The sequence below is a fragment of the Bacteroides sp. f07 genome, assembly GCF_042854785.1.
Taxonomy (GTDB): domain Bacteria; phylum Bacteroidota; class Bacteroidia; order Bacteroidales; family Bacteroidaceae; genus Bacteroides.
On the sequence record NZ_BAABXI010000002.1, the window covers coordinates 116,970 to 134,871 of the forward strand.

Genomic DNA, 17,902 nt, shown 5'->3' on the forward strand with positions numbered 1-17,902 from the left:
ACGACAAATTAATCACTAATAAGACATGGCTGGACTAAAATCATTAGCAAAAGATACTGCAATTTACGGGCTGAGTAGCATTGTCGGACGATTCCTTAACTATATGCTGGTGCCGTTGTACACAGCAGTTTTACCTGCTTCTACGGGGGGGTATGGAGTAGTATCCAATGTGTATGCCTTTACGGCTCTGATGCTGGTACTGCTTACATTCGGTATGGAAACCGGATTCTTCCGTTTTGCCAATAAATCGGGGGAAGATCCGATGAAAGTATATGCCAACTCTCTGCTTTCGGTAGGCGGGGTATCGTTGATTTTCGTTCTTCTCTGCCTGTTGTTCCTACAGCCAATCTCCAATTTGCTGGATTATGGTAGTCATCCGGAATTTATAGCGATGATGGCTGTTGTGGTGGCCTTAGATTCTTTTCAGTGTATTCCTTTCGCTTATCTACGCTATAAAAAACGACCGATAAAGTTTGCGGCTATCAAACTGCTCTCCATTGTTGGCGGAATCGGGCTGAACCTGTTTTTCTTACTGTTATGCCCCTGGCTGAATATACATTGTCCGGAAACCATCTCATGGTTCTATGACCCCGATTATCTGATAGGATATATCTTTATCAGTAACCTGATTGTCTCTGTTGCCCAGATGTTCTTCTTTATCCCTGAACTGAGAGGTTTCGCCTACAAACTGGATAGGGCACTGCTGAAACGTATGGTTGTTTATTCCTTTCCGGTACTGATTCTCGGCTTGGTCGGTATTCTGAACCAGACGGTGGATAAGATGATTTATCCGTTCCTTTTCGAAAACCGGCAGGAAGGGTTGGTGCAATTAGGCATTTATGCAGCTACCAGTAAAATCGCCATGGTGATGGCTATGTTTACACAAGCCTTCCGGTATGCTTACGAACCGTTTGTATTTGGCAAGGATCGTGAAGGGGACAATCGGAAAATGTATGCGGCTGCGATGAAATATTTCCTCATATTCTCGTTGCTGGCTTTTCTTGCTGTGATGTTTTATCTCGATTTATTGCGCTATCTGGTGGCAAGAGGATATTGGGAAGGGTTGGGAGTCGTGGCTATTGTGATGCTTGCGGAAATCTGCAAAGGTATCTATTTCAACCTTTCTTTTTGGTATAAATTGACGGATGAGACACGATGGGGAGCTTATTTCTCTCTGATAGGTTGTGCCATTATCGTAGTGATGAATATTCTGTTGGTTCCTACTTATGGCTACATCGCTTCTGCCTGGGCTTCCGTTGCCGGATATGGGGTCATTATGTTGTTATCTTATTGGATAGGACAGAAGAAATATCCGATTCACTATGATTTGAAAAGTATCGGACTTTATGTTCTGCTTGCTGCGGTTCTCTATGTGATTGGAGAACAAGTTCCTATCTCCAATCTTGTGCTCTGTCTTGCTTTCCGTACTATACTCTTGTTGCTGTTTGTGAGTTATATTGTCAAGCGGGATCTGCCTTTGAGCCAGATTCCTATTATTAACCGATTTATAAAGAAGAAATAATCATGAAGACAGATGAGCGTAATAAATTCGCTATCAGGTCCTTTCTGAACGAATATCTGGACTTGAAAAAGGATAAGGACAACGAGTTGGCAACGGTCGATTCTATCCGCAAAGGAGTGGAGTTCAAAGGGGCTAACCTGTGGATTCTTATCTTTGCTATTTTTATGGCATCACTCGGGCTGAATGTAAACTCTACTGCCGTTATCATCGGTGCCATGTTGATCTCTCCGTTGATGGGACCTATCATGGGGGTAGGGTTGTCAGTCGGGTTGAACGATTTCGAATTGATGAAGCGCTCTTTGAAGAGTTTTCTTATTACGACCGCTTTCAGTGTGACGACGGCGACTGTTTTCTTCCTTCTTGCACCTATTGCCGGTTCACAATCCGAGTTGCTGGCGCGTACGTCACCTACTATTTATGACGTATTCATCGCACTGTTCGGTGGCTTGGCAGGTGTAGTGGCTCTTTCTACCAAAGAGAAAGGGAACGTGATTCCGGGTGTTGCCATCGCTACCGCATTGATGCCGCCTCTCTGTACGGCAGGATACGGATTAGCATCCGGTAACCTGATTTATTTCCTGGGAGCCTTCTATCTTTATTTCATCAATTCTGTATTTATTAGTCTGGCTACCTTCATCGGGGTCCGTGTGATGCATTTTCAACGGAAAGAGTTTGTGGATAAAACCCGTGAGAAGACAGTACGTAAATATATCATTCTGATAGTGATTCTGACAATGTGCCCGGCTGTCTATCTGACGTATGGAATCATTAAAAGTACTTTCTATGAAGCAGCCGCCAACCGGTTTGTCAGTGAGCAGCTAGGATTTGAAAATACACAAGTGCTTGACAAAAAGATCTGTTATGAACATAAGGAAGTCCGTGTTGTGCTGATTGGGTCTGAGGTGCCGGATGCTTCCATCTCCATAGCTCGTAGTAAACTGAAAGAGTATAAGCTGGAAGATACGAAATTGATAGTATTGCAGGGTATGAATAATGAAGCGGTAGATGTCTCTTCCATTCGCGCCATGGTGATGGAAGACTTCTACAAGAACAGCGAACAGAGGCTTCAGGAGCAGAAGGTGAAGATATCCCAACTGGAAACAACGCTTGAGCAATATAGGACGTACGATGCAATGAGCCGTACATTGGTGCCTGAGTTGAAGGTGCTTTACCCTTCTGTAACTACACTTTCCATCGCTCATTCTCTTGAGGTACGTGTGGACTCGATGAAAACAGATACAGTGACACTGGCTGTGATGAAATTTACCAGGCATCCGTCTGTTGCCGAGAAAGCAAAAATTAGCGAGTGGTTGAAAGCCCGTGTAGGAGCCAAGCAGTTGCGACTGATTACAGAATAATGAATCTAAAAATAATAGCATGAAATTCAGCAGACTAACCGTCGTCGTACTCCTTTCTATCTGCTTCTCAAAGGCTTTTGCCGATGAAGGGATGTGGTTGTTGGGAAATCTCAATAAGAACAAACAGACAGGACAAGTGATGAAGCAACTTGGCTTACAGATGCCTGTAAACAAACTGTATAATCCGAAGAAACCCTGTCTTGCGGACGCAGTAGTCAGCTTCGGAGGCTTTTGTTCGGGGGTGGTTGTCTCTGAAGACGGTTTGGTGTTTACCAACCATCATTGCGGATTCAGCAGTATCCAGCAGCATTCTTCGGTGGAGCACAATTATCTGAAAGATGGCTTTGTGGCACGCAGCCTTGAAGAAGAACTGCCGAATCCTGAGTTGTATGTCCGTTTCCTGCTTCGTACGGAGAATGTAACCAAGCGGGTACTGTCTGCCGCCAGGCATGCTAAAACGGAATCTGAACGCCGGGTAGCTGTCGATTCCATTATGAATGTAATCGGCATGGAGGTTTCGGAAAAGGACTCTACATTGACCGGAATAGTGGATGCTTATTATGCAGGGAATGAGTTCTGGCTTTCTGTTTACCGGGATTACAATGATGTCCGTCTGGTATTCGCTCCCCCTTCTTCCGTAGGAAAGTTCGGATGGGACACGGATAACTGGATGTGGCCGCGTCATACTGGCGATTTTAGCGTATTCCGTATCTATGCTAATAGCAAGAACGGACCGGCGGATTATTCTCCTGAAAACGTTCCGTATCACCCCGAATATGTAGCTCCTATCTCTTTGGATGGATATAAGGAAGGCTCGTTTTGTATGACTCTCGGCTATCCGGGAAGTACAGAGCGTTATCTTTCTTCATATGGCATTGAGGAAATGATGAATGGCATCAATCAGGCTATGATCGATGTGCGTGGGGTGAAACAGGCTGTTTGGAAGCGGGAAATGGACTGCCGGCCGGATATCCGTATCAAATATGCTTCCAAATATGATGAAAGCTCTAATTATTGGAAGAACAGCATCGGAACTAACAAAGCCATCAAACATTTGAAAGTCCTGGAAAAGAAACGGGCTGCTGAGGCTGCGCTCCGCGAATGGATTCAGTCGCATCCTGAAGAACGGGAAAAACTGCTTCGCCTCTTCTCTTCTTTGGAATTGAATTATGGTAATCGTTGTGAAACGAACCGTGCCCTGGCTTATTTCGGTGAGGCATTTATTAACGGTCCCGAATTGGTTCAGCTTGCACTTGAGATTCTGAATTTCGACTTTGAAGCGGAAGAAAAGCAAGTGGTAAGCCGTATGAAGAAACTGTTGGAGAAATATGATAACTTGGATACGACTATTGATAAGGAAGTCTTTGCAGCTATGTTGAAAGAGTATCAGACGAAAGTGGGCAAGAAATATCTCCCTGCCATGTATCAAAAGATAGATACGCTTTACAACGGGGATATCCAGACTTATGTGGATTCTTTGTATGCGACGTCCCAGATAACTTCTCCAAAAGGTTTGAAACGTTTCCTGGAGCGGGATACTACCTATAATCTATTTGAAGACCCTGCTGTTTCTTTAAGTCTCGACCTGATTGTGAAATATTACGAGATGAATCAAAGTATCTCCGAAGCTTCCGAACAGATAGAGCAAGGCGAACGCCTGTTCAATGCTGCTATGCGCCGCATGTATGCCGACCGTAACTTCTATCCTGACGCTAATTCTACCATGCGTCTGAGTTTTGGAACGGTGGGCGGTTATTCGCCTTTTGATGGAGCTGTTTACGACTATTATACAACCGTGAAAGGCATTTTCGAAAAAGTAAAGGAACATGCCGGGGATATTGACTTTGCCGTCCAGCCGGAATTGCTTGATTTGCTTTCTTCCGGTGATTTCGGTAGATATGCCAATGAGCAAGGGGATATGAGTGTTTGCTTCATCTCCAACAATGATATTACGGGTGGAAACTCCGGCAGTGCAATGTTCAACAGCAAAGGTGAATTGCTTGGTTTGGCTTTCGATGGCAACTGGGAAGCAATGAGCAGTGATATTGTTTTTGAACCTGATTTGCAACGGTGTATCGGAGTGGATGTGCGGTATATGCTCTTTATTATGGAGAAATATGGAAAGGCGGGAAATCTGATTAAAGAATTGAAAATAGCCCGATGAAATAGCGCATGTCGTTTTACATATGTATTTACAGGAATTATGCCCAAGGTTCACATGAGATGAGCCTTGGGCTAAACTTTGGTAATCCCCGGGCTGAATGGAAATCATCCCGGGAGATATAGTAGTTGGAATTTTATTTTTTCGGTTTTCTGCGTGCCCATCCTTCCTCGCTGAAGTCGGGCTCTTTGTCTTTGAAGAACTCTTGCCAGTCATCTTTCTTTTTGGGACCACGGGCATCAGAGTATCCGCGTTCCGCACGGCTTGGTTTTTCCTTCTTTCCGGATTTTGAACCTTTGGCAGAAACATCCTTAGTTTTTCTGTCTTTATTCTCATAGCGTGGTGCACGTTCTTCTCCTTTTCCGAACCGGTTGCCACCTTTGCGTTCACCCGAACCGTTTTCACGTCCTTTTCCGCCTTCTTCACTGGACACCTCCACAACAACTTTACGGCCATTCCATTTGGCATGATTCAAGGCTTTTACGACATTGGCAGCCTCTTTCTCAGGAACTTCGAAGAAAGAGAAGTTCTGCATCAAGTCAATACGTCCCAATTCGATGCGTCCTCGTGTATTGCTGTTCAACAAGCCGATAAGGTCGCTGGGGAAGAAACTGTCCGTTTTACCTAAATTGATAAATAAGCGGTTGAAGCCCGGAGCAGCTTTCCGGCTTCTCTTCTCGAAGCCGCCCTCTTTGCGGTCACCTCTTCCGGCACGTTCACCACGGCTTTCAATTGTCGGCTGTTCTATTTCCGGGCGGTGGCGGTAATATTCTGCGAAACGGTTAAATTCGTGCGAAACCATTCGCTTTATCAGGTCTTCTTTACTCAACCATTCCAGTTTACGATAGATTTCCGGCATGAATTCTGCGATTTCATCTTCGTTTACTTTTACTTTTTCAAGGTCATCGATAACCTTAATCAACTGCTTCTGGCAAATGCCTGCCGCAGTCGGTATCTCTCCGGTAATGAATTTCTTGCTGATGATTCGTTCTATTTCTCTTAACTTTCCTCTTTCGCGGAGATTGATGATAGCGATAGAAGTACCGGTCTTTCCGGCACGTCCCGTACGTCCGCTACGGTGAGTGTAGCTTTCCGTATCATCAGGCAAGCCATAATTGATGACGTGAGTCAAATCGTCCACGTCCAAACCGCGGGCAGCTACGTCCGTAGCAACAAGCAGTTGCAGGTTGCGGATACGGAACTTTTGCATGACAGCGTCCCGCTGTGCTTGTGAAAGTTCTCCATGCAGCGAATCGGCATTGTAGCCTTCCTGCATTAATTTGTCGGCGATTTCTTGAGTTTCCTTACGGGTGCGGCAGAAAATGATACCGTATATCTGCGGGTAGTAATCGACGATACGTTTTAAAGCCTCGTATTTATCTTTAGCTTGTACAGTGTAGACAACGTGTTTTACATTGTTGGTACTTTCATTCTTACGCCCGATAGTGATTTCTTTGGCATTACGCAGGTAATTCTTTGAAATACGCGCGATTTCCGGACTCATGGTAGCTGAGAAAAGCAACGTATTGCGTTCCTGCGGCACATCAGCCAGAATAGCGTTGATGCTATCCGTAAATCCCATGTTCAGCATCTCGTCCGCTTCGTCCATTACGACGTTACGGATAGTAGCCAGGGAAACGGTCTTGCGTTCCATCAAGTCCAGCAAGCGTCCGGGAGTAGCCACGATGATATGCACGCCTCGCTTCAGGCTGCGTATTTGGCTGTCAATGGAAGAACCGCCATATACAGGCAATACTTTCAGTCCGTCAATGTATTTGGAATAATCATTCAAATCTCCTGCTATCTGTAGGCAAAGCTCACGGGTAGGGCAGAGGATAAGCGATTGTGGAATTCTGTTCTTTACGTCAATCTGTTGGAGCAGGGGCAGGCCGAATGCGGCTGTTTTACCTGTTCCTGTCTGTGCAAGAGCTACTACATCATTATTTTCTCCTAAAAGGTACGGAATCACTTCCTCTTGTACCGGCATGGGATTCTCGTATCCCATTTCTTCAATTGCTCTACGTATCTCCGGAGAAACGCCAAGCTCTTCAAATGTCTTCATTAAATCTCTGTATATCTTTTATTTCGGGTACAAAGATAGAGAATTATTACGAATTACGAATTACGATTTGCAATTTATTCCAGTAGGATACTGCGTAACTGTTCTATTTCTTCGGCGGAAAGTCCGATTCCTTTCGTCAAGTAGGCTTGTACGCTTCCATACTCAGACTCAATTTGTTCCTTTGCGGCATTCAGAAAATCTTCCTTAGCCGAATAGATTGTAGTGATTGCTTCCTGTGAATTTACCGGCAATTCATAAGCGTATTTTGAAGCTTTGGGAATATTGAAATAATCATTACTTAGCCGGTAGTCCGACATTATCACGTCTTCATTGACACCTAGGGCTGCAAGCAGCAAAGCGGAAACAATTCCTGTGCGTCCCTTGCCGGATGTGCAGTGAATTACAGCCGGATAAGAGTCACGGTTGAGCAGGACGGAGAACAATTCTTTGAATTCTTTTCGGTAGTTTGTCACCAGTTCACGATTCATCCGCTCTACCAGGCGATAAATGGTATCGCTTTTTATCTTCTCTTCTTGGATTCCTTGCAGGATTTTATCCATATTTCCTGTAGGGATGGGGATGTGCACAATCTTAAATTCATCATTATGTAGCTGTGGGTAGTTGTGGAGTTCTTCTTCAGAGCGCAAATCTATGATAGTCCGTATGCCTATGTTTTTCAGTTCCCGGCGCGAACAGGGTGGGATGCTGTCTATCTGCGCAGAGCGGTAAAGCATTCCCCAACGGGCTGACTTTCCTGTGTCGACAGATTTGTATCCGCCTAAGTCACGGAAATTCTGGATGCCGGGAATATTAACGTTGCGGGTAGCTACTTTTACCCGGTATTTATTATTGAATACCATGAGGTAATAATAGCGTCGGGACGGATCATCGGTTACAATGGTCATCTTGCCGCTTGATATGTTGCTCATGGCTATGGGCGAGTTTTCCGGAATCAATTCGGGGGAAGTAGACGCATATACTCTTACCTGTCCTTTCAAGAGTGGTGCTGTTTCCCATTTAATCACGCAGTTTCCCACGTTGTTTTCTTCACATACCACCGATATGGTCGGCGGAGTGCCGGAACAGGACGGGAGCACTAACAAAATGGTAAGCCAGCTTAACAGGTTTTTGTACATAGTTTCTTTGTCTGAGTGAATCATATTACGCAAAGATAGGAATTACCGGAAGATATGGTAATTCCTTTGCGATAATTAGCCAAAGTTAATAGTAATTTACGAGCGGGGCTTTATCTGTATTTCTTTGCAAACTCCACCGAAACTGAATTGCTGAAACTGCGGCAAACCTCGGCTGCGAAGTCTTTTCCGCACCGGATAATTTTGTCCCAGACTTCTTCATTCAGGTTATTCAGGTCGCGGTAGCGGACATCGTATTTTAATAGTCCGTAAATCAGTCCTGCGTTAAAATTGTCACCGGCTCCGATGGTGCTGACAGCTTCCAGCGGCTCTATCGGATAGTCTTTGTTGACCAGGTTGGTGCGCAGCGACACTTTCTCCCCGCCTGCGGTACAGATAAACCGGGGGCAGTAGAATTTGATTTTATCTTTGTATATCTTGTCCGCGTCCTGCATGCCGTACATATAGAAGAAGTCTTCCAATGAGCCGCGTACAATGTCCGCATATTCCAGGTTCTCAATAATGGTCGGTGCCAGCTTCATCGCTTCGTTCTTGTGTGAAGAGCGGAAGTTGGGGTCATAGTAGATAATAGCTTTCTTTTCGCGTGCCTGATCGAGCAGTTCGAGAATCTTTTCCCGCAATACCGGATTCAGGGCATAGTAGGAGCCTACCATGACAATGTCGTCCTCTTCCAGTTTGGGGAACAGGACATCGAGCCGTTGTTTGGGATAATCCTTGTAGAAGATATACTCGGCATCACTTTGCTCATTGAGAAAAGCCAGGGATACCGGTGATTTCCCGTCGGGGAATACATTCACATGGTCGGTCGGGATATTGTTCTCACGCATGAATTGCAGGATGATGTTCCCTACACGGTCATTGCCGGTTTCGCTGATGAAACCGACGTTTATTCCCATCCTTCCCAAGGATACGATGCCGTTGAATACAGAGCCTCCCGGTACGGCTGCGGAAGGCTGGTCACCTCGGAAGATGATGTCGAGGATAGTTTCTCCGATACCGATTACTTTTCGCATAGTGACCTTGATTTTTCGCCCAGATAACCGCCGTGATGACGTTTAGAGTATTCTTCTATGGTGAATTGAGTCTTTTTCATGGTCTGTACTACCAGGATATCGCCGATGACGGTCATGGCGGTAGTCGAAGTGGTAGGGGTCATGCCTAAGGCACACACCTCAGCCGGTTTGCCGGTGCTCAGACAAACATCTGATTCCTGTGCCAGCGGGCTGTCGGGATTTCCTGTAATGACGATAAACTTCAAGTCCGGATTCAGGTTATGAGCCAGCCGGGTTAATTCAACGATTTCGCGTGTCTTGCCTGAGTTGGAGATAAGCAGGAGCAAATCGTTTTCCTGTAAGATACCCAAGTCTCCGTGTTGTGCTTCACTGGGATGCAGGAAAACGGACGGGATACCGGTGGAACAGAAAGTGGTAGCGATGTTCATTGCTATTTGTCCGGCTTTTCCCATACCGGAAGTTACCAGTTTTCCCTTTTTCTGATGTATTTGTTCTACAATCAGTTGTACGGCTTTCTCGTAAGCGTCTGTTACAGGGATATTGAGCACGGCTTGTGCTTCCTGTTGCAAGAGTTGTTTGATGGAGTCTATCATATAATCAGTTTATTTTTTCTTTTAATTCTTCCAGAGTGTTTGTTATTTCGTAATAAGTAGAAAAGGGCTGGCGGGCAAACCCTTTATCCTCTAATGTTTTGAGAGCTTTCAACAGTTCGTCGTAGAAACCGTAGTCGTTGTAAAACACGACCTTTTTCTGATGGTATCCGATAGAAGCGGCAGCTATCACATGGAATATTTCATCGAATGTGCCTACACCACCCGGCAATGCTACCAATATATCCGATTTCTCGGTCATGATGTCCTTCCGGTCGCTCAGATTGTGAGTATGAATCACCTCGTCCAGACAGGTGCTTACACTGCCTTTCTCTTCCAGTTTGGCAGGGACTACCCCGATGACCTTTCCACCGTTCTCTTTCACGGCACGGGCTACACATTCCATCAGTCCGAGGTTGGCTCCTCCGTAAATCAACGTTTTGCCTGTCTGTCCTATCCATTCGCCGATTCGGCGGGCGCTTTCGAAGTACATTTTGTCAATGTTTTCGGAGGCAGAACAGAATATTCCTATCTTTTCCATATACGTTGTAACTGTTATAGTCCACAAATATCTGCAATTTTCTATAAACCGCAATAAGTTTTATTGTATTTTTGTAGCATGAAGTTACGAAAAGAGTGTAATTTATTGGAGATGAGCTTAGGTTAATTGCTCATAATAGTAATAGGTTACGATTTAGTTAGTTATCTGCTGCATTATTCTTCTGCGCGTTGCGTAACCTTCAAAGAACTCTTCGTATGCAAAAGTAACAATAAAACGGGAGATTTTGAAATGAATCTCCCTGATTTTTTCTTTCTCATATAAGTTTTTCCGTAAAAGCGGTTTTATCCGTCGGTACACCATCGTCCAAAAGGTTTTTGACCGAACGTGTGCCGACTGCCGCATAAGCAGAGAAAAGGGCTTTGTCTCACACCTAAACAACTGTTTAGACTAATGAGGCAAGGCCCATTTCTTTTGTGCTTATGCCAAAGAGGTGCTTTTACGGTATCCCAGATGCCTTTTCTTTTTTGTTGTTCCTTCGTGCCGGAAGCGGAAAGTCGTGTATGACCGCCGGATTCATAAATGAACAAGCCGTCACACACGCAGGCAAACCGGGGAAGAATGATTTTATACGCCAGATCGGACACATCCGTCATGACATATAAAATCATACTTCCTTGCAGATGGTTTGCCCGGTTTCACACTTCCGGCTATGTTCTTTTTTGTTAGAAAGGATTTCATTTTTTACGGATTTCTCTTTTGAGGTTTTCCGTCTAATCTGCCTCTACTTCCGTTTACCTCCATTTTCGCGTCTTTCAGTGAGCCGCATCAGGCAGTCATTTCCGTTCTGGGCGCAAAGGTAACTCCGGGATTTGACGGGAATGCAAGGTCAAGCCTCCTGTTTTCGGGAAAAATCTCCAGCCCTTTGGGTAGTATTTTTCCCGAAAAACCTTGCATTCCCTAATCCCTACCTTTTTAAGCACCCGAAACGAAAACGACCGATGCGACAGAAAGACGCATTAAAAAAAATGTCGGATAAACGAGAGGCAGATAAGATAGTTTGAAACTCAACTCCCTCAGCTCTTGAATCCGCATTAAAAAACAAAAAATCAAAAACAAAACGGATATGAGAACAGCAATAGCAACAAAATTCGTGACATGGGAAGTACCAAGTTTGGAGAACCTGCAAAGGAGCAAGGTGTACGGACTTCGCACCAAACTGAACAATGGAGAGAAATTGAGCCGAGAGGAAAAGGATTGGCTTACACGCAACGTGAACAGCAACACCTATTTCAAGGGCGCAGTACCCTTGCAAGGCTGGAAGTTTGACTTCTCCGACATTCTCCGAACCTACATAGTGAAGCAGTACGGATATTGGGCGGAATACAAGGCTACCGACAAGACCGCACTCCGTAGTTTCCTTCACGGCAGGATAGACAGCATCGTGGAACTTAACAAATGATACGGCTATGACAGCAACGGCAGATTTCAGACAAATGGCGCAATACATGGGGTTTGCGATATGCGGCTTAATCATGCGCACCGCCTTTTGGGTGTTCGGCATCCTTTGGGGCATCGTCAGAGAGATTATAAACGGATTGTTCCGAGTGGCGATAGGCGTAATCGTGGCTATCCTTTCCACAATCGCCTTTTTCGGCTTCATCCTTTGGTTATTCACCCTTTAATCCTTAAACGACATGGCAAAGATAAGAAGCAAGACAGTAGAGCAACAATGCAGATACTATGAGGTGGACAACATCTTCGAGTACATGGTGGAAACATACATCAACGGCAATATATCCGTGTTTCGTGAACTCTACCACGAACTGAACAAGGACGCACGGAAGGACTTTACAGACTTCCTTTTGAGCGAGGTTGAGCCGACATATTGGAGAGGGATACTGAAACAGACAATCTAAAGCGACAGCGATATGAAAACGACAGACCATTTCAAAAGAACGATACAGATGTATTTGGAGCAACGTGCGGCGGAAGATGCGCTCTTTGCGAAGAACTACCGCAACCCTGCCAAGAATATAGACGATTGTGTGACCTACATTCTGAACTATGTGCAGAAAAGCGGTTGCAACGGCTTCACGGATGGGGAGATATACGGACAAGCCGTTCACTACTATGACGAGAACGAGATAGAGGTGGGCAAGCCTATCCAGTGTCAGATAGCCGTGAACCATGTGGTGGAACTCACAGCGGAGGAAAAGGCAAAGGCACGGCAGGACGCAGTGCGAAGATACCAAGAGGAAGAACTCCGCAAGTTGCAGAACCGCCACAAGCCGAGAACCTCCAACAAAGCGACCACCCAAGAAGTAGAACAACCCAACCTATTCAATTTCTGATTATGAAACCGAGAACACGCATACAACAGGAAGTCGCACATCTGAGCAAGCGACTACCGAGATTGACCGCCACGCAAAGGGCATACGCTTTCCGCCATTGCTTCAAGCATTACGCCATCAAGAGGGCGGACGGCACGAACATCTGCACCGAGTGCGGGCATTTGTGGAAGAGTGAACACGACCTTGCGGACACCATTTGCGGATGCACCTGCCCCCATTGCGGTATGCCGTTGGAAGCGTTGCGTACCCGAAAGAGTGTTTTCAGCGAGAATGAATACTTCTCCATTGTCACGACCAGCAAGCAGTACCAAGTAATACGGTTCTTCTTCGTCAAGTCCCGATACAAGGCAGGGCAAGCAGCCGAGTATTCCATTTATGAAGTGGTGCAGAGGTGGATTTCACCCGAAGGCACAACCACCACCGTTGCCCGACTGCGTGGTATGTCAATGTTGTATTACGACCACTGGTCGGAATACAGCGACATGGAGGTACGCAAGAACAACAGACTTCACGCATACGATATAGCACCTATGTGTACCTATCCCCGACAGCGTTTCATCCCCGAACTGAAACGCAACGGATTCAACGGGGAGTATCACAGCATACTGCCGTATGACCTTTTCACGGCTATCCTTTCCGACAGCCGAGCCGAAACACTCTTGAAGGCAGGGCAATATCCCATGTTACACCACTATATCCGCAGTTCCTTTGACATGGAACGGTATTGGGCATCCGTCAAGATTTGTATCCGCAACGGCTATACCATTTCGGACGGCTCCATGTGGTGCGACACCATAGACCTCCTGCGGCATTTCGGCAAGGACACGAACAGCCCGAAGTACGTCTGCCCTGCCGACCTCAAAGCCGAACACGACAAGTTGGTGGCAAAGCGTAACCGACAAAGGGAGCGTGAGCGGACGGAACAGCAACGGCAAAAGGCGATTGAGGACGAGAAGAACTATCTGAAAGCCAAAGGCATCTTCTTCGGACTTGTGTTCTCCGACAGCCTTATCTGTATTAAGGTCATAGAAAGCGTGGAGGAAATGGCGGAGGAAGGACGGATGATGCACCATTGTGTGGGCGGTTATCACAACAAGGCAAACTCCCTTATCCTATCCGCCACCATTGACGGCAAACGGATTGAAACGATAGAAGTGTCACTGAAAACGCTGAAAGTGGTACAGAGCAGAGGGGTATGCAATTCCAATACCGAGTACCACGACCGCATTATCCGACTTGTGGAGAACAATACCGAACTTATCCGTCAGCGGATGAACGCAGCATAATATCAACCTATAATACAGAATAACATGGAAGTAAGAATTGAAAGCATGGTTTGCTTGTGGGACGATAAAATTCCCACGATGTTCCTTGAATTTATGAACCTCCTCACTTTTTGTCAGAGTGAGGAGCAGTTAAGGGCGAGTGTAAAAGACTTTTCCGCGAAGCACGAACTTGACAAGTTCTTCCTTTACGGCTTCGGCTCACACCATTTCTACCTGCACCAACGCTACACAAGCAATCCCGAAATGGTGATGCAGAACAGAGTTTTGTCAGTACATTTCTAACCATCTAAAAATAACGATTATGAGTACACGGATGACCATCAACGGAGTAAGCACCTGCACGCAAGCAGGGACAGAGAAATACGAGAAGTTCCAAACGGGTATCGGCAGACGTAAGCGGACACTTATGCAATACGACTACCGCCACACGGACGGGGAATTGTTCTCTTGTGTGAAACCCACGTTAGACGAGTGCCGAGCCGCACGGGAGAAGTGGCTGACGGCAAAGGAAAGAAAGGAGGACAAGCGATGAACGAAGTTGCCTACCAAACGCTGATAGTCAAGTTCAGCGAGCCAATCAAGGCATTGGACGGAATGTTTGATGATGCCGAAGCATGGGGAGTTGATACCCTAAAGGGGTGGATAGACAACTATGAAAGTAGCAGGTTTACTGCCATTGACAGCCATACGGCAGTCATAACGAGCGAGTATAACATGGAGTGTCTGAAAGAGTGGCTGGAAAGATGCACACCCATAGCCGAGAAAACTGAATTTTGAACGTTGTGGCGGTGTCCGCACCGCCACAACATAACGCCTAAAATACAACGCATATGATAGCGAAGACAATTTTGGAGCAGATAGGTGGCAGACGCTTTGCCACCATGACGGGAAGCAAAGACTTCATAGACATGGGCAACGGCTTACGCATGAGCCTTGCGAGGAATAAGACGAGTGCCAACCGCCTTGACATCATCTATGATGCAGGGGCAGACCTCTACAATATGCGCTTCTACCGCAGGACGTTCAGCAAAAAGACATTCGAGTGCAAGACGAAAGACATAGAAACGCACGAAGGGATATATTGCGATATGCTGGAGGAAATGTTCACGATGGTGACGGGGCTTTACACCCGTTTTTGAACGATGGGCGGCGAAAGCCGCCTACTTTCTTTCAGTGAGCATGATGGCGGACAAAGAAAGTAGCAAAGAAACCTTTGTCCTAATCTACGATGTTATTGCCTAATTTCTGACATATAAATTCGTTTGTATTCACTACCTTCTATTGGCTCTATATCGGTTATTTCAAATGAAGTTCCTCTCAAAAAATTGACTTGCGTTTCCTGACCATGATTATAAATCATGTATAGACAATGTGCTTGCGTTTCATTTTCAGGAAGAGTTTTTATAACATAAACATCACTTCTGTTTTGTTTCCAATCTTCGGTTGTTGTCGTAAGGCTATGGGAAGGTTGGTATATATCACCTACTTCAAAATTTGTTTTATCTCCAGTTTTAGTAAAACGATATAATATATTTCCGTTAAACTTAGGTGCTTTGTTTATTATACTGTTTAGTATAATTTGCATTTCGTGAATAATATCAGGCACTTCTCCATAATAATTATCATCTCTAAATGCATACGATATATTACCAAGAAAACAGGTTAATATCATTTTTTCCACATCGGTTAGTCCATAGCGATTTTCCTTGTCAATGTTGTTGTGTTGAAAACTCTGAAAAGGTTTTTTACCCAAGAAACTCAAAGGGTCATATGAAAAGCCAAATTCTTCAAGTTCCTCATTCCAAACTAATTCCGGCTCAGCTTGTGAGGATGCTAAATACTTTTCTTCTTCCGATAAGAAATATTGAATATCTTTCATTTTATCTCTAAATTACTAACGACAAAGGTAATTGTTTTATTTGAAACAATGGCATTTAAGTTCTTAGAATAACCAGAACTTAAATGCCATTGAAATCTATTACAGGATATACAGTAGTGCAAACTCCGCCTTTCTCCGTTTGAACAGCATGGCGTGCCGTTTCCCCTTGTAGTTGCAGAAAGCGATATACTCCCGATAGATGTTCCTGTCGCCCGCCTCCAACTTTCGGATCAGCGTGCTTTTGGGAATCTTTCCGCTACCCAAAAGTCGATATGGACCGACATTGTAGGCGAGCGTGGCAAGCAGAAGTGAATCCTTCCCGAACTGTCGGAACATCGCACAGAATTTCCGTAGGTCTTTCCGCAGAAGCGCGTCCGCCTGCCGCTTCGTCATGGTGCGTGCCGAATATCTTTCACCTGGTAACAACTTATGCCCATATCCCACATACGGGTAATGTTTTTCTGAGTGCCAGCCTTCAAAATACTTCGTGCATCGCACCGCCCTCTCAAATGGTGGCAGCCGGTAGATAGCCGCCTGCCTGTCCGTTCCCTCATGGCAGCTGTCCCGTGCGGACACGGAACAGACCGCCAGAAGCGAACAGAGGATAGCCATGAATACACGCATCATCGTGTGAGAGGTTTGAAGTTACCGATGGGGACAACAGAAATAACCCCGTCATCCTTCACGCTACGGTTGTTGAAGTCAAATTCCAGCTCGTAGGAGTTGCTGAAATTGTCCTCCACCACCACGATGAAGTTGTGCGCCTCGTCACCCTCTGCCGTGTAATACAGCCGGAACTTCTCGTTTTCGAGCAGGTAACGGTCGTTGGGCAGGAACGTGATGCCGTTGTCCATTTTCAGCGTGCCTTCCCCCTCGAACTGGAAATACCGGATGGTATAGAGGGTATTGGCGTAATCGCCCGTCTTTTTCAGCTCACAGCGGATTTCCACCGTCTGTCCCTTCGTCACCTTGTTAGGCACGGGCATCGTTTCCACCGTGAAGGGATAGGATTGCTGGATGTCCATGTCGTCGTCACACGATACGAGCGTGAGCGACACGGCGGCGAACAGGCATAGTGCCAACGCCTTGAAGATTGATATTCTCTTGTTCTTGTTGTTCAGTATGTTCATTGTCCTTTGATTTTTAAGTTATTGTTCTTTTTTCGTTGTCAGTTGCAGATACTCGTTCAAGTCCTTGCAACCGTCATAGAGGGCGGAACGGTCGCAGACACGTTCCCCATAATATTCTTTCAGCGTTCCCAACGTGCGGTGTCCGGCTTCGTCACGGTCGAGATAACAGTCTATGCGTCCGTAGCCGGCCAGATACCTCATTGCCTTTTCTACGTTGGAAACTGAGTTCAGCACAAGGCAGTCGCCCGTTTCCAATCCGAGCGTGGCAGCGGAAAGGAAGTCTGTGAATCCTTCAAATATGGTGCACACGTCAGCCGGAGAACCTTCCGCCTTGACCAGCGTCACATCCTTCGGTGGCACGCATCCTTTGAAGAAGCGGCTGCGGATTTCATATCCGCCTGCCACGTTCGGGAAACCGACGGCGAAATACCGCTTGCCACGCACGCCATAATTCAGACGGTAGCAGTAACGTGATGCGACAGCGTAGGGAATGCCCCGTTCCGCCAGATAGTCCGTCAGTGGGGAGTGAAGCAGCGGGACGGCTTCCACTCTCTCAAAGACCGGTTCGGACTGTTTAGGCTGGAAAGTCGGTTTACTCACTTCGGGGACAGGCATATTGGCGGTTCCCGCTATGAATTTCACTTGTTCCATGAAGTCGCCGCTTCCGAGAAACTCCCCGGCAAGCGTGAATATGTCGCCGCCCTTGCCCGTACCGAAGTCGTACCAGAGTTGTTTCGCCACGTTTACGCGGAAAGATGGCGTGCGCTCATTGCGGTATGGCGCACGATACCACAATTCGTTGCCGCTTCTTCGGACAGGCTCATGTCCCAGTCGTGCGAGGAAGTCCGCAAGGGGTATTTGCCTCATGGCGTCGATTTCCGTCCGTTCCATGCG

At 46.1% G+C, this 17,902-nt stretch carries 22 protein-coding genes; 13 read left to right on the forward strand and 9 right to left on the reverse strand.

The genetic code is table 11. From position 1 onward, the window contains the following. The first annotated feature begins 25 nt into the window (after positions 1 to 25). The 3 genes from ACGHVY_RS15570 to ACGHVY_RS15580 are packed head-to-tail and all read left to right on the forward strand — an operon-like array spanning position 26 to position 5,044. Positions 26 to 1,522 (forward strand): polysaccharide biosynthesis C-terminal domain-containing protein, encoded by a 1,497-nt coding sequence (locus tag ACGHVY_RS15570; protein WP_390599762.1) that lies wholly within the window; start codon positions 26 to 28, stop codon positions 1,520 to 1,522. 2 nt (positions 1,523 to 1,524) lie between these two features. Beyond that, complete coding sequence (locus ACGHVY_RS15575) at positions 1,525 to 2,880, forward strand: TIGR00341 family protein (protein ID WP_390599763.1); 1,356 nt, start codon at positions 1,525 to 1,527, stop codon at positions 2,878 to 2,880. A gap of 19 nt (positions 2,881 to 2,899) precedes the next feature. Further along, positions 2,900 to 5,044 carry a S46 family peptidase gene (locus ACGHVY_RS15580; protein WP_390599764.1) on the forward strand — a complete coding sequence of 715 codons (2,145 nt, stop codon included), beginning with the start codon at positions 2,900 to 2,902 and terminating at the stop codon, positions 5,042 to 5,044. A 133-nt stretch (positions 5,045 to 5,177) separates the two neighbouring features. On the opposite strand, the gene ACGHVY_RS15585 is transcribed toward ACGHVY_RS15580, so the two are convergent. The 5 genes from ACGHVY_RS15585 to ACGHVY_RS15605 form a co-directional block, all read right to left on the reverse strand. After that, complete coding sequence (locus ACGHVY_RS15585; protein ID WP_390599765.1) at positions 5,178 to 7,103, reverse strand: DEAD/DEAH box helicase; 1,926 nt, start codon at positions 7,101 to 7,103, stop codon at positions 5,178 to 5,180. Positions 7,104 to 7,177: 74 nt separating this feature from the next. Beyond that, a complete protein-coding gene (locus ACGHVY_RS15590) occupies positions 7,178 to 8,239 on the reverse strand; it encodes a tyrosine-protein phosphatase (RefSeq protein WP_390599766.1) in 1,062 nt (353 codons plus the stop codon). Positions 8,240 to 8,349: 110 nt separating this feature from the next. After that, positions 8,350 to 9,270 carry a carbohydrate kinase gene (locus ACGHVY_RS15595; RefSeq protein ID WP_390599767.1) on the reverse strand — a complete coding sequence of 307 codons (921 nt, stop codon included), beginning with the start codon at positions 9,268 to 9,270 and terminating at the stop codon, positions 8,350 to 8,352. Continuing rightward, entirely contained in the window at positions 9,258 to 9,863 is a 606-nt protein-coding gene (locus ACGHVY_RS15600; RefSeq protein WP_285828406.1) for an SIS domain-containing protein, read from the reverse strand. Before ACGHVY_RS15600 ends, ACGHVY_RS15595 begins: the two co-directional genes overlap by 13 nt. A gap of 4 nt (positions 9,864 to 9,867) precedes the next feature. Next, positions 9,868 to 10,401, reverse strand: a complete 534-nt coding sequence (locus ACGHVY_RS15605; RefSeq protein ID WP_390599768.1) for a TIGR00730 family Rossman fold protein — start codon at positions 10,399 to 10,401, stop codon at positions 9,868 to 9,870. Between the two features lie 440 nt (positions 10,402 to 10,841). Between ACGHVY_RS15605 and ACGHVY_RS15610 the strand changes: the two genes are divergently transcribed. The 10 genes from ACGHVY_RS15610 (at position 10,842) to ACGHVY_RS15655 (ending at position 15,138) form a co-directional block, all read left to right on the forward strand. Next, positions 10,842 to 11,024, forward strand: a complete 183-nt coding sequence (locus ACGHVY_RS15610) for a hypothetical protein (protein ID WP_390599769.1) — start codon at positions 10,842 to 10,844, stop codon at positions 11,022 to 11,024. A 461-nt stretch (positions 11,025 to 11,485) separates the two neighbouring features. Further along, on the forward strand, positions 11,486 to 11,821 hold the full coding sequence (locus tag ACGHVY_RS15615; RefSeq protein ID WP_390599770.1) for a molybdenum ABC transporter ATP-binding protein: 336 nt from the start codon (positions 11,486 to 11,488) through the stop codon (positions 11,819 to 11,821). A gap of 7 nt (positions 11,822 to 11,828) precedes the next feature. Beyond that, on the forward strand, positions 11,829 to 12,044 hold the full coding sequence (locus tag ACGHVY_RS15620; RefSeq protein ID WP_390599771.1) for a hypothetical protein: 216 nt from the start codon (positions 11,829 to 11,831) through the stop codon (positions 12,042 to 12,044). A 12-nt stretch (positions 12,045 to 12,056) separates the two neighbouring features. Next, positions 12,057 to 12,278: a hypothetical protein gene (locus ACGHVY_RS15625; RefSeq protein ID WP_390599772.1), complete on the forward strand. Its 222-nt coding sequence runs from the start codon at positions 12,057 to 12,059 to the stop codon at positions 12,276 to 12,278. A gap of 12 nt (positions 12,279 to 12,290) precedes the next feature. Then, complete coding sequence (locus tag ACGHVY_RS15630) at positions 12,291 to 12,713, forward strand: PcfK-like family protein (RefSeq protein ID WP_390599773.1); 423 nt, start codon at positions 12,291 to 12,293, stop codon at positions 12,711 to 12,713. A 2-nt stretch (positions 12,714 to 12,715) separates the two neighbouring features. After that, complete coding sequence (locus ACGHVY_RS15635) at positions 12,716 to 13,999, forward strand: PcfJ domain-containing protein (RefSeq protein WP_390599774.1); 1,284 nt, start codon at positions 12,716 to 12,718, stop codon at positions 13,997 to 13,999. Positions 14,000 to 14,023: 24 nt separating this feature from the next. Then, positions 14,024 to 14,281: a hypothetical protein gene (locus ACGHVY_RS15640; RefSeq protein ID WP_390599775.1), complete on the forward strand. Its 258-nt coding sequence runs from the start codon at positions 14,024 to 14,026 to the stop codon at positions 14,279 to 14,281. 19 nt (positions 14,282 to 14,300) lie between these two features. Continuing rightward, positions 14,301 to 14,531 (forward strand): DUF3873 domain-containing protein, encoded by a 231-nt coding sequence (locus ACGHVY_RS15645; protein ID WP_390599776.1) that lies wholly within the window; start codon positions 14,301 to 14,303, stop codon positions 14,529 to 14,531. After that, positions 14,471 to 14,776 (forward strand): DUF6956 domain-containing protein, encoded by a 306-nt coding sequence (locus ACGHVY_RS15650; protein WP_390599777.1) that lies wholly within the window; start codon positions 14,471 to 14,473, stop codon positions 14,774 to 14,776. The genes ACGHVY_RS15645 and ACGHVY_RS15650 overlap by 61 nt, the downstream gene beginning before the upstream one ends. Positions 14,777 to 14,829: 53 nt before the next feature. Continuing rightward, on the forward strand, positions 14,830 to 15,138 hold the full coding sequence (locus ACGHVY_RS15655) for a hypothetical protein (protein WP_008645916.1): 309 nt from the start codon (positions 14,830 to 14,832) through the stop codon (positions 15,136 to 15,138). 92 nt (positions 15,139 to 15,230) lie between these two features. Here ACGHVY_RS15655 and ACGHVY_RS15660 read toward each other — a convergent pair whose 3' ends face one another. The 4 genes from ACGHVY_RS15660 to ACGHVY_RS15675 form a co-directional block, all read right to left on the reverse strand. Beyond that, complete coding sequence (locus ACGHVY_RS15660; protein WP_390599778.1) at positions 15,231 to 15,878, reverse strand: hypothetical protein; 648 nt, start codon at positions 15,876 to 15,878, stop codon at positions 15,231 to 15,233. A gap of 99 nt (positions 15,879 to 15,977) precedes the next feature. Then, positions 15,978 to 16,505, reverse strand: coding sequence for a glycoside hydrolase family protein (locus ACGHVY_RS15665; protein WP_390599779.1), 528 nt, complete (start codon positions 16,503 to 16,505; stop codon positions 15,978 to 15,980). Further along, the gene (locus ACGHVY_RS15670; protein WP_390599780.1) at positions 16,502 to 17,008 is read right to left on the reverse strand and encodes a DUF3872 domain-containing protein; all 507 of its coding nucleotides are present in this window, start codon (positions 17,006 to 17,008) and stop codon (positions 16,502 to 16,504) included. The genes ACGHVY_RS15665 and ACGHVY_RS15670 overlap by 4 nt, the downstream gene beginning before the upstream one ends. An 18-nt stretch (positions 17,009 to 17,026) precedes the next feature. Beyond that, positions 17,027 to 17,899: a toprim domain-containing protein gene (locus tag ACGHVY_RS15675; RefSeq protein ID WP_390599781.1), complete on the reverse strand. Its 873-nt coding sequence runs from the start codon at positions 17,897 to 17,899 to the stop codon at positions 17,027 to 17,029. Between the last annotated feature and the right edge of the window lie 3 nt (positions 17,900 to 17,902).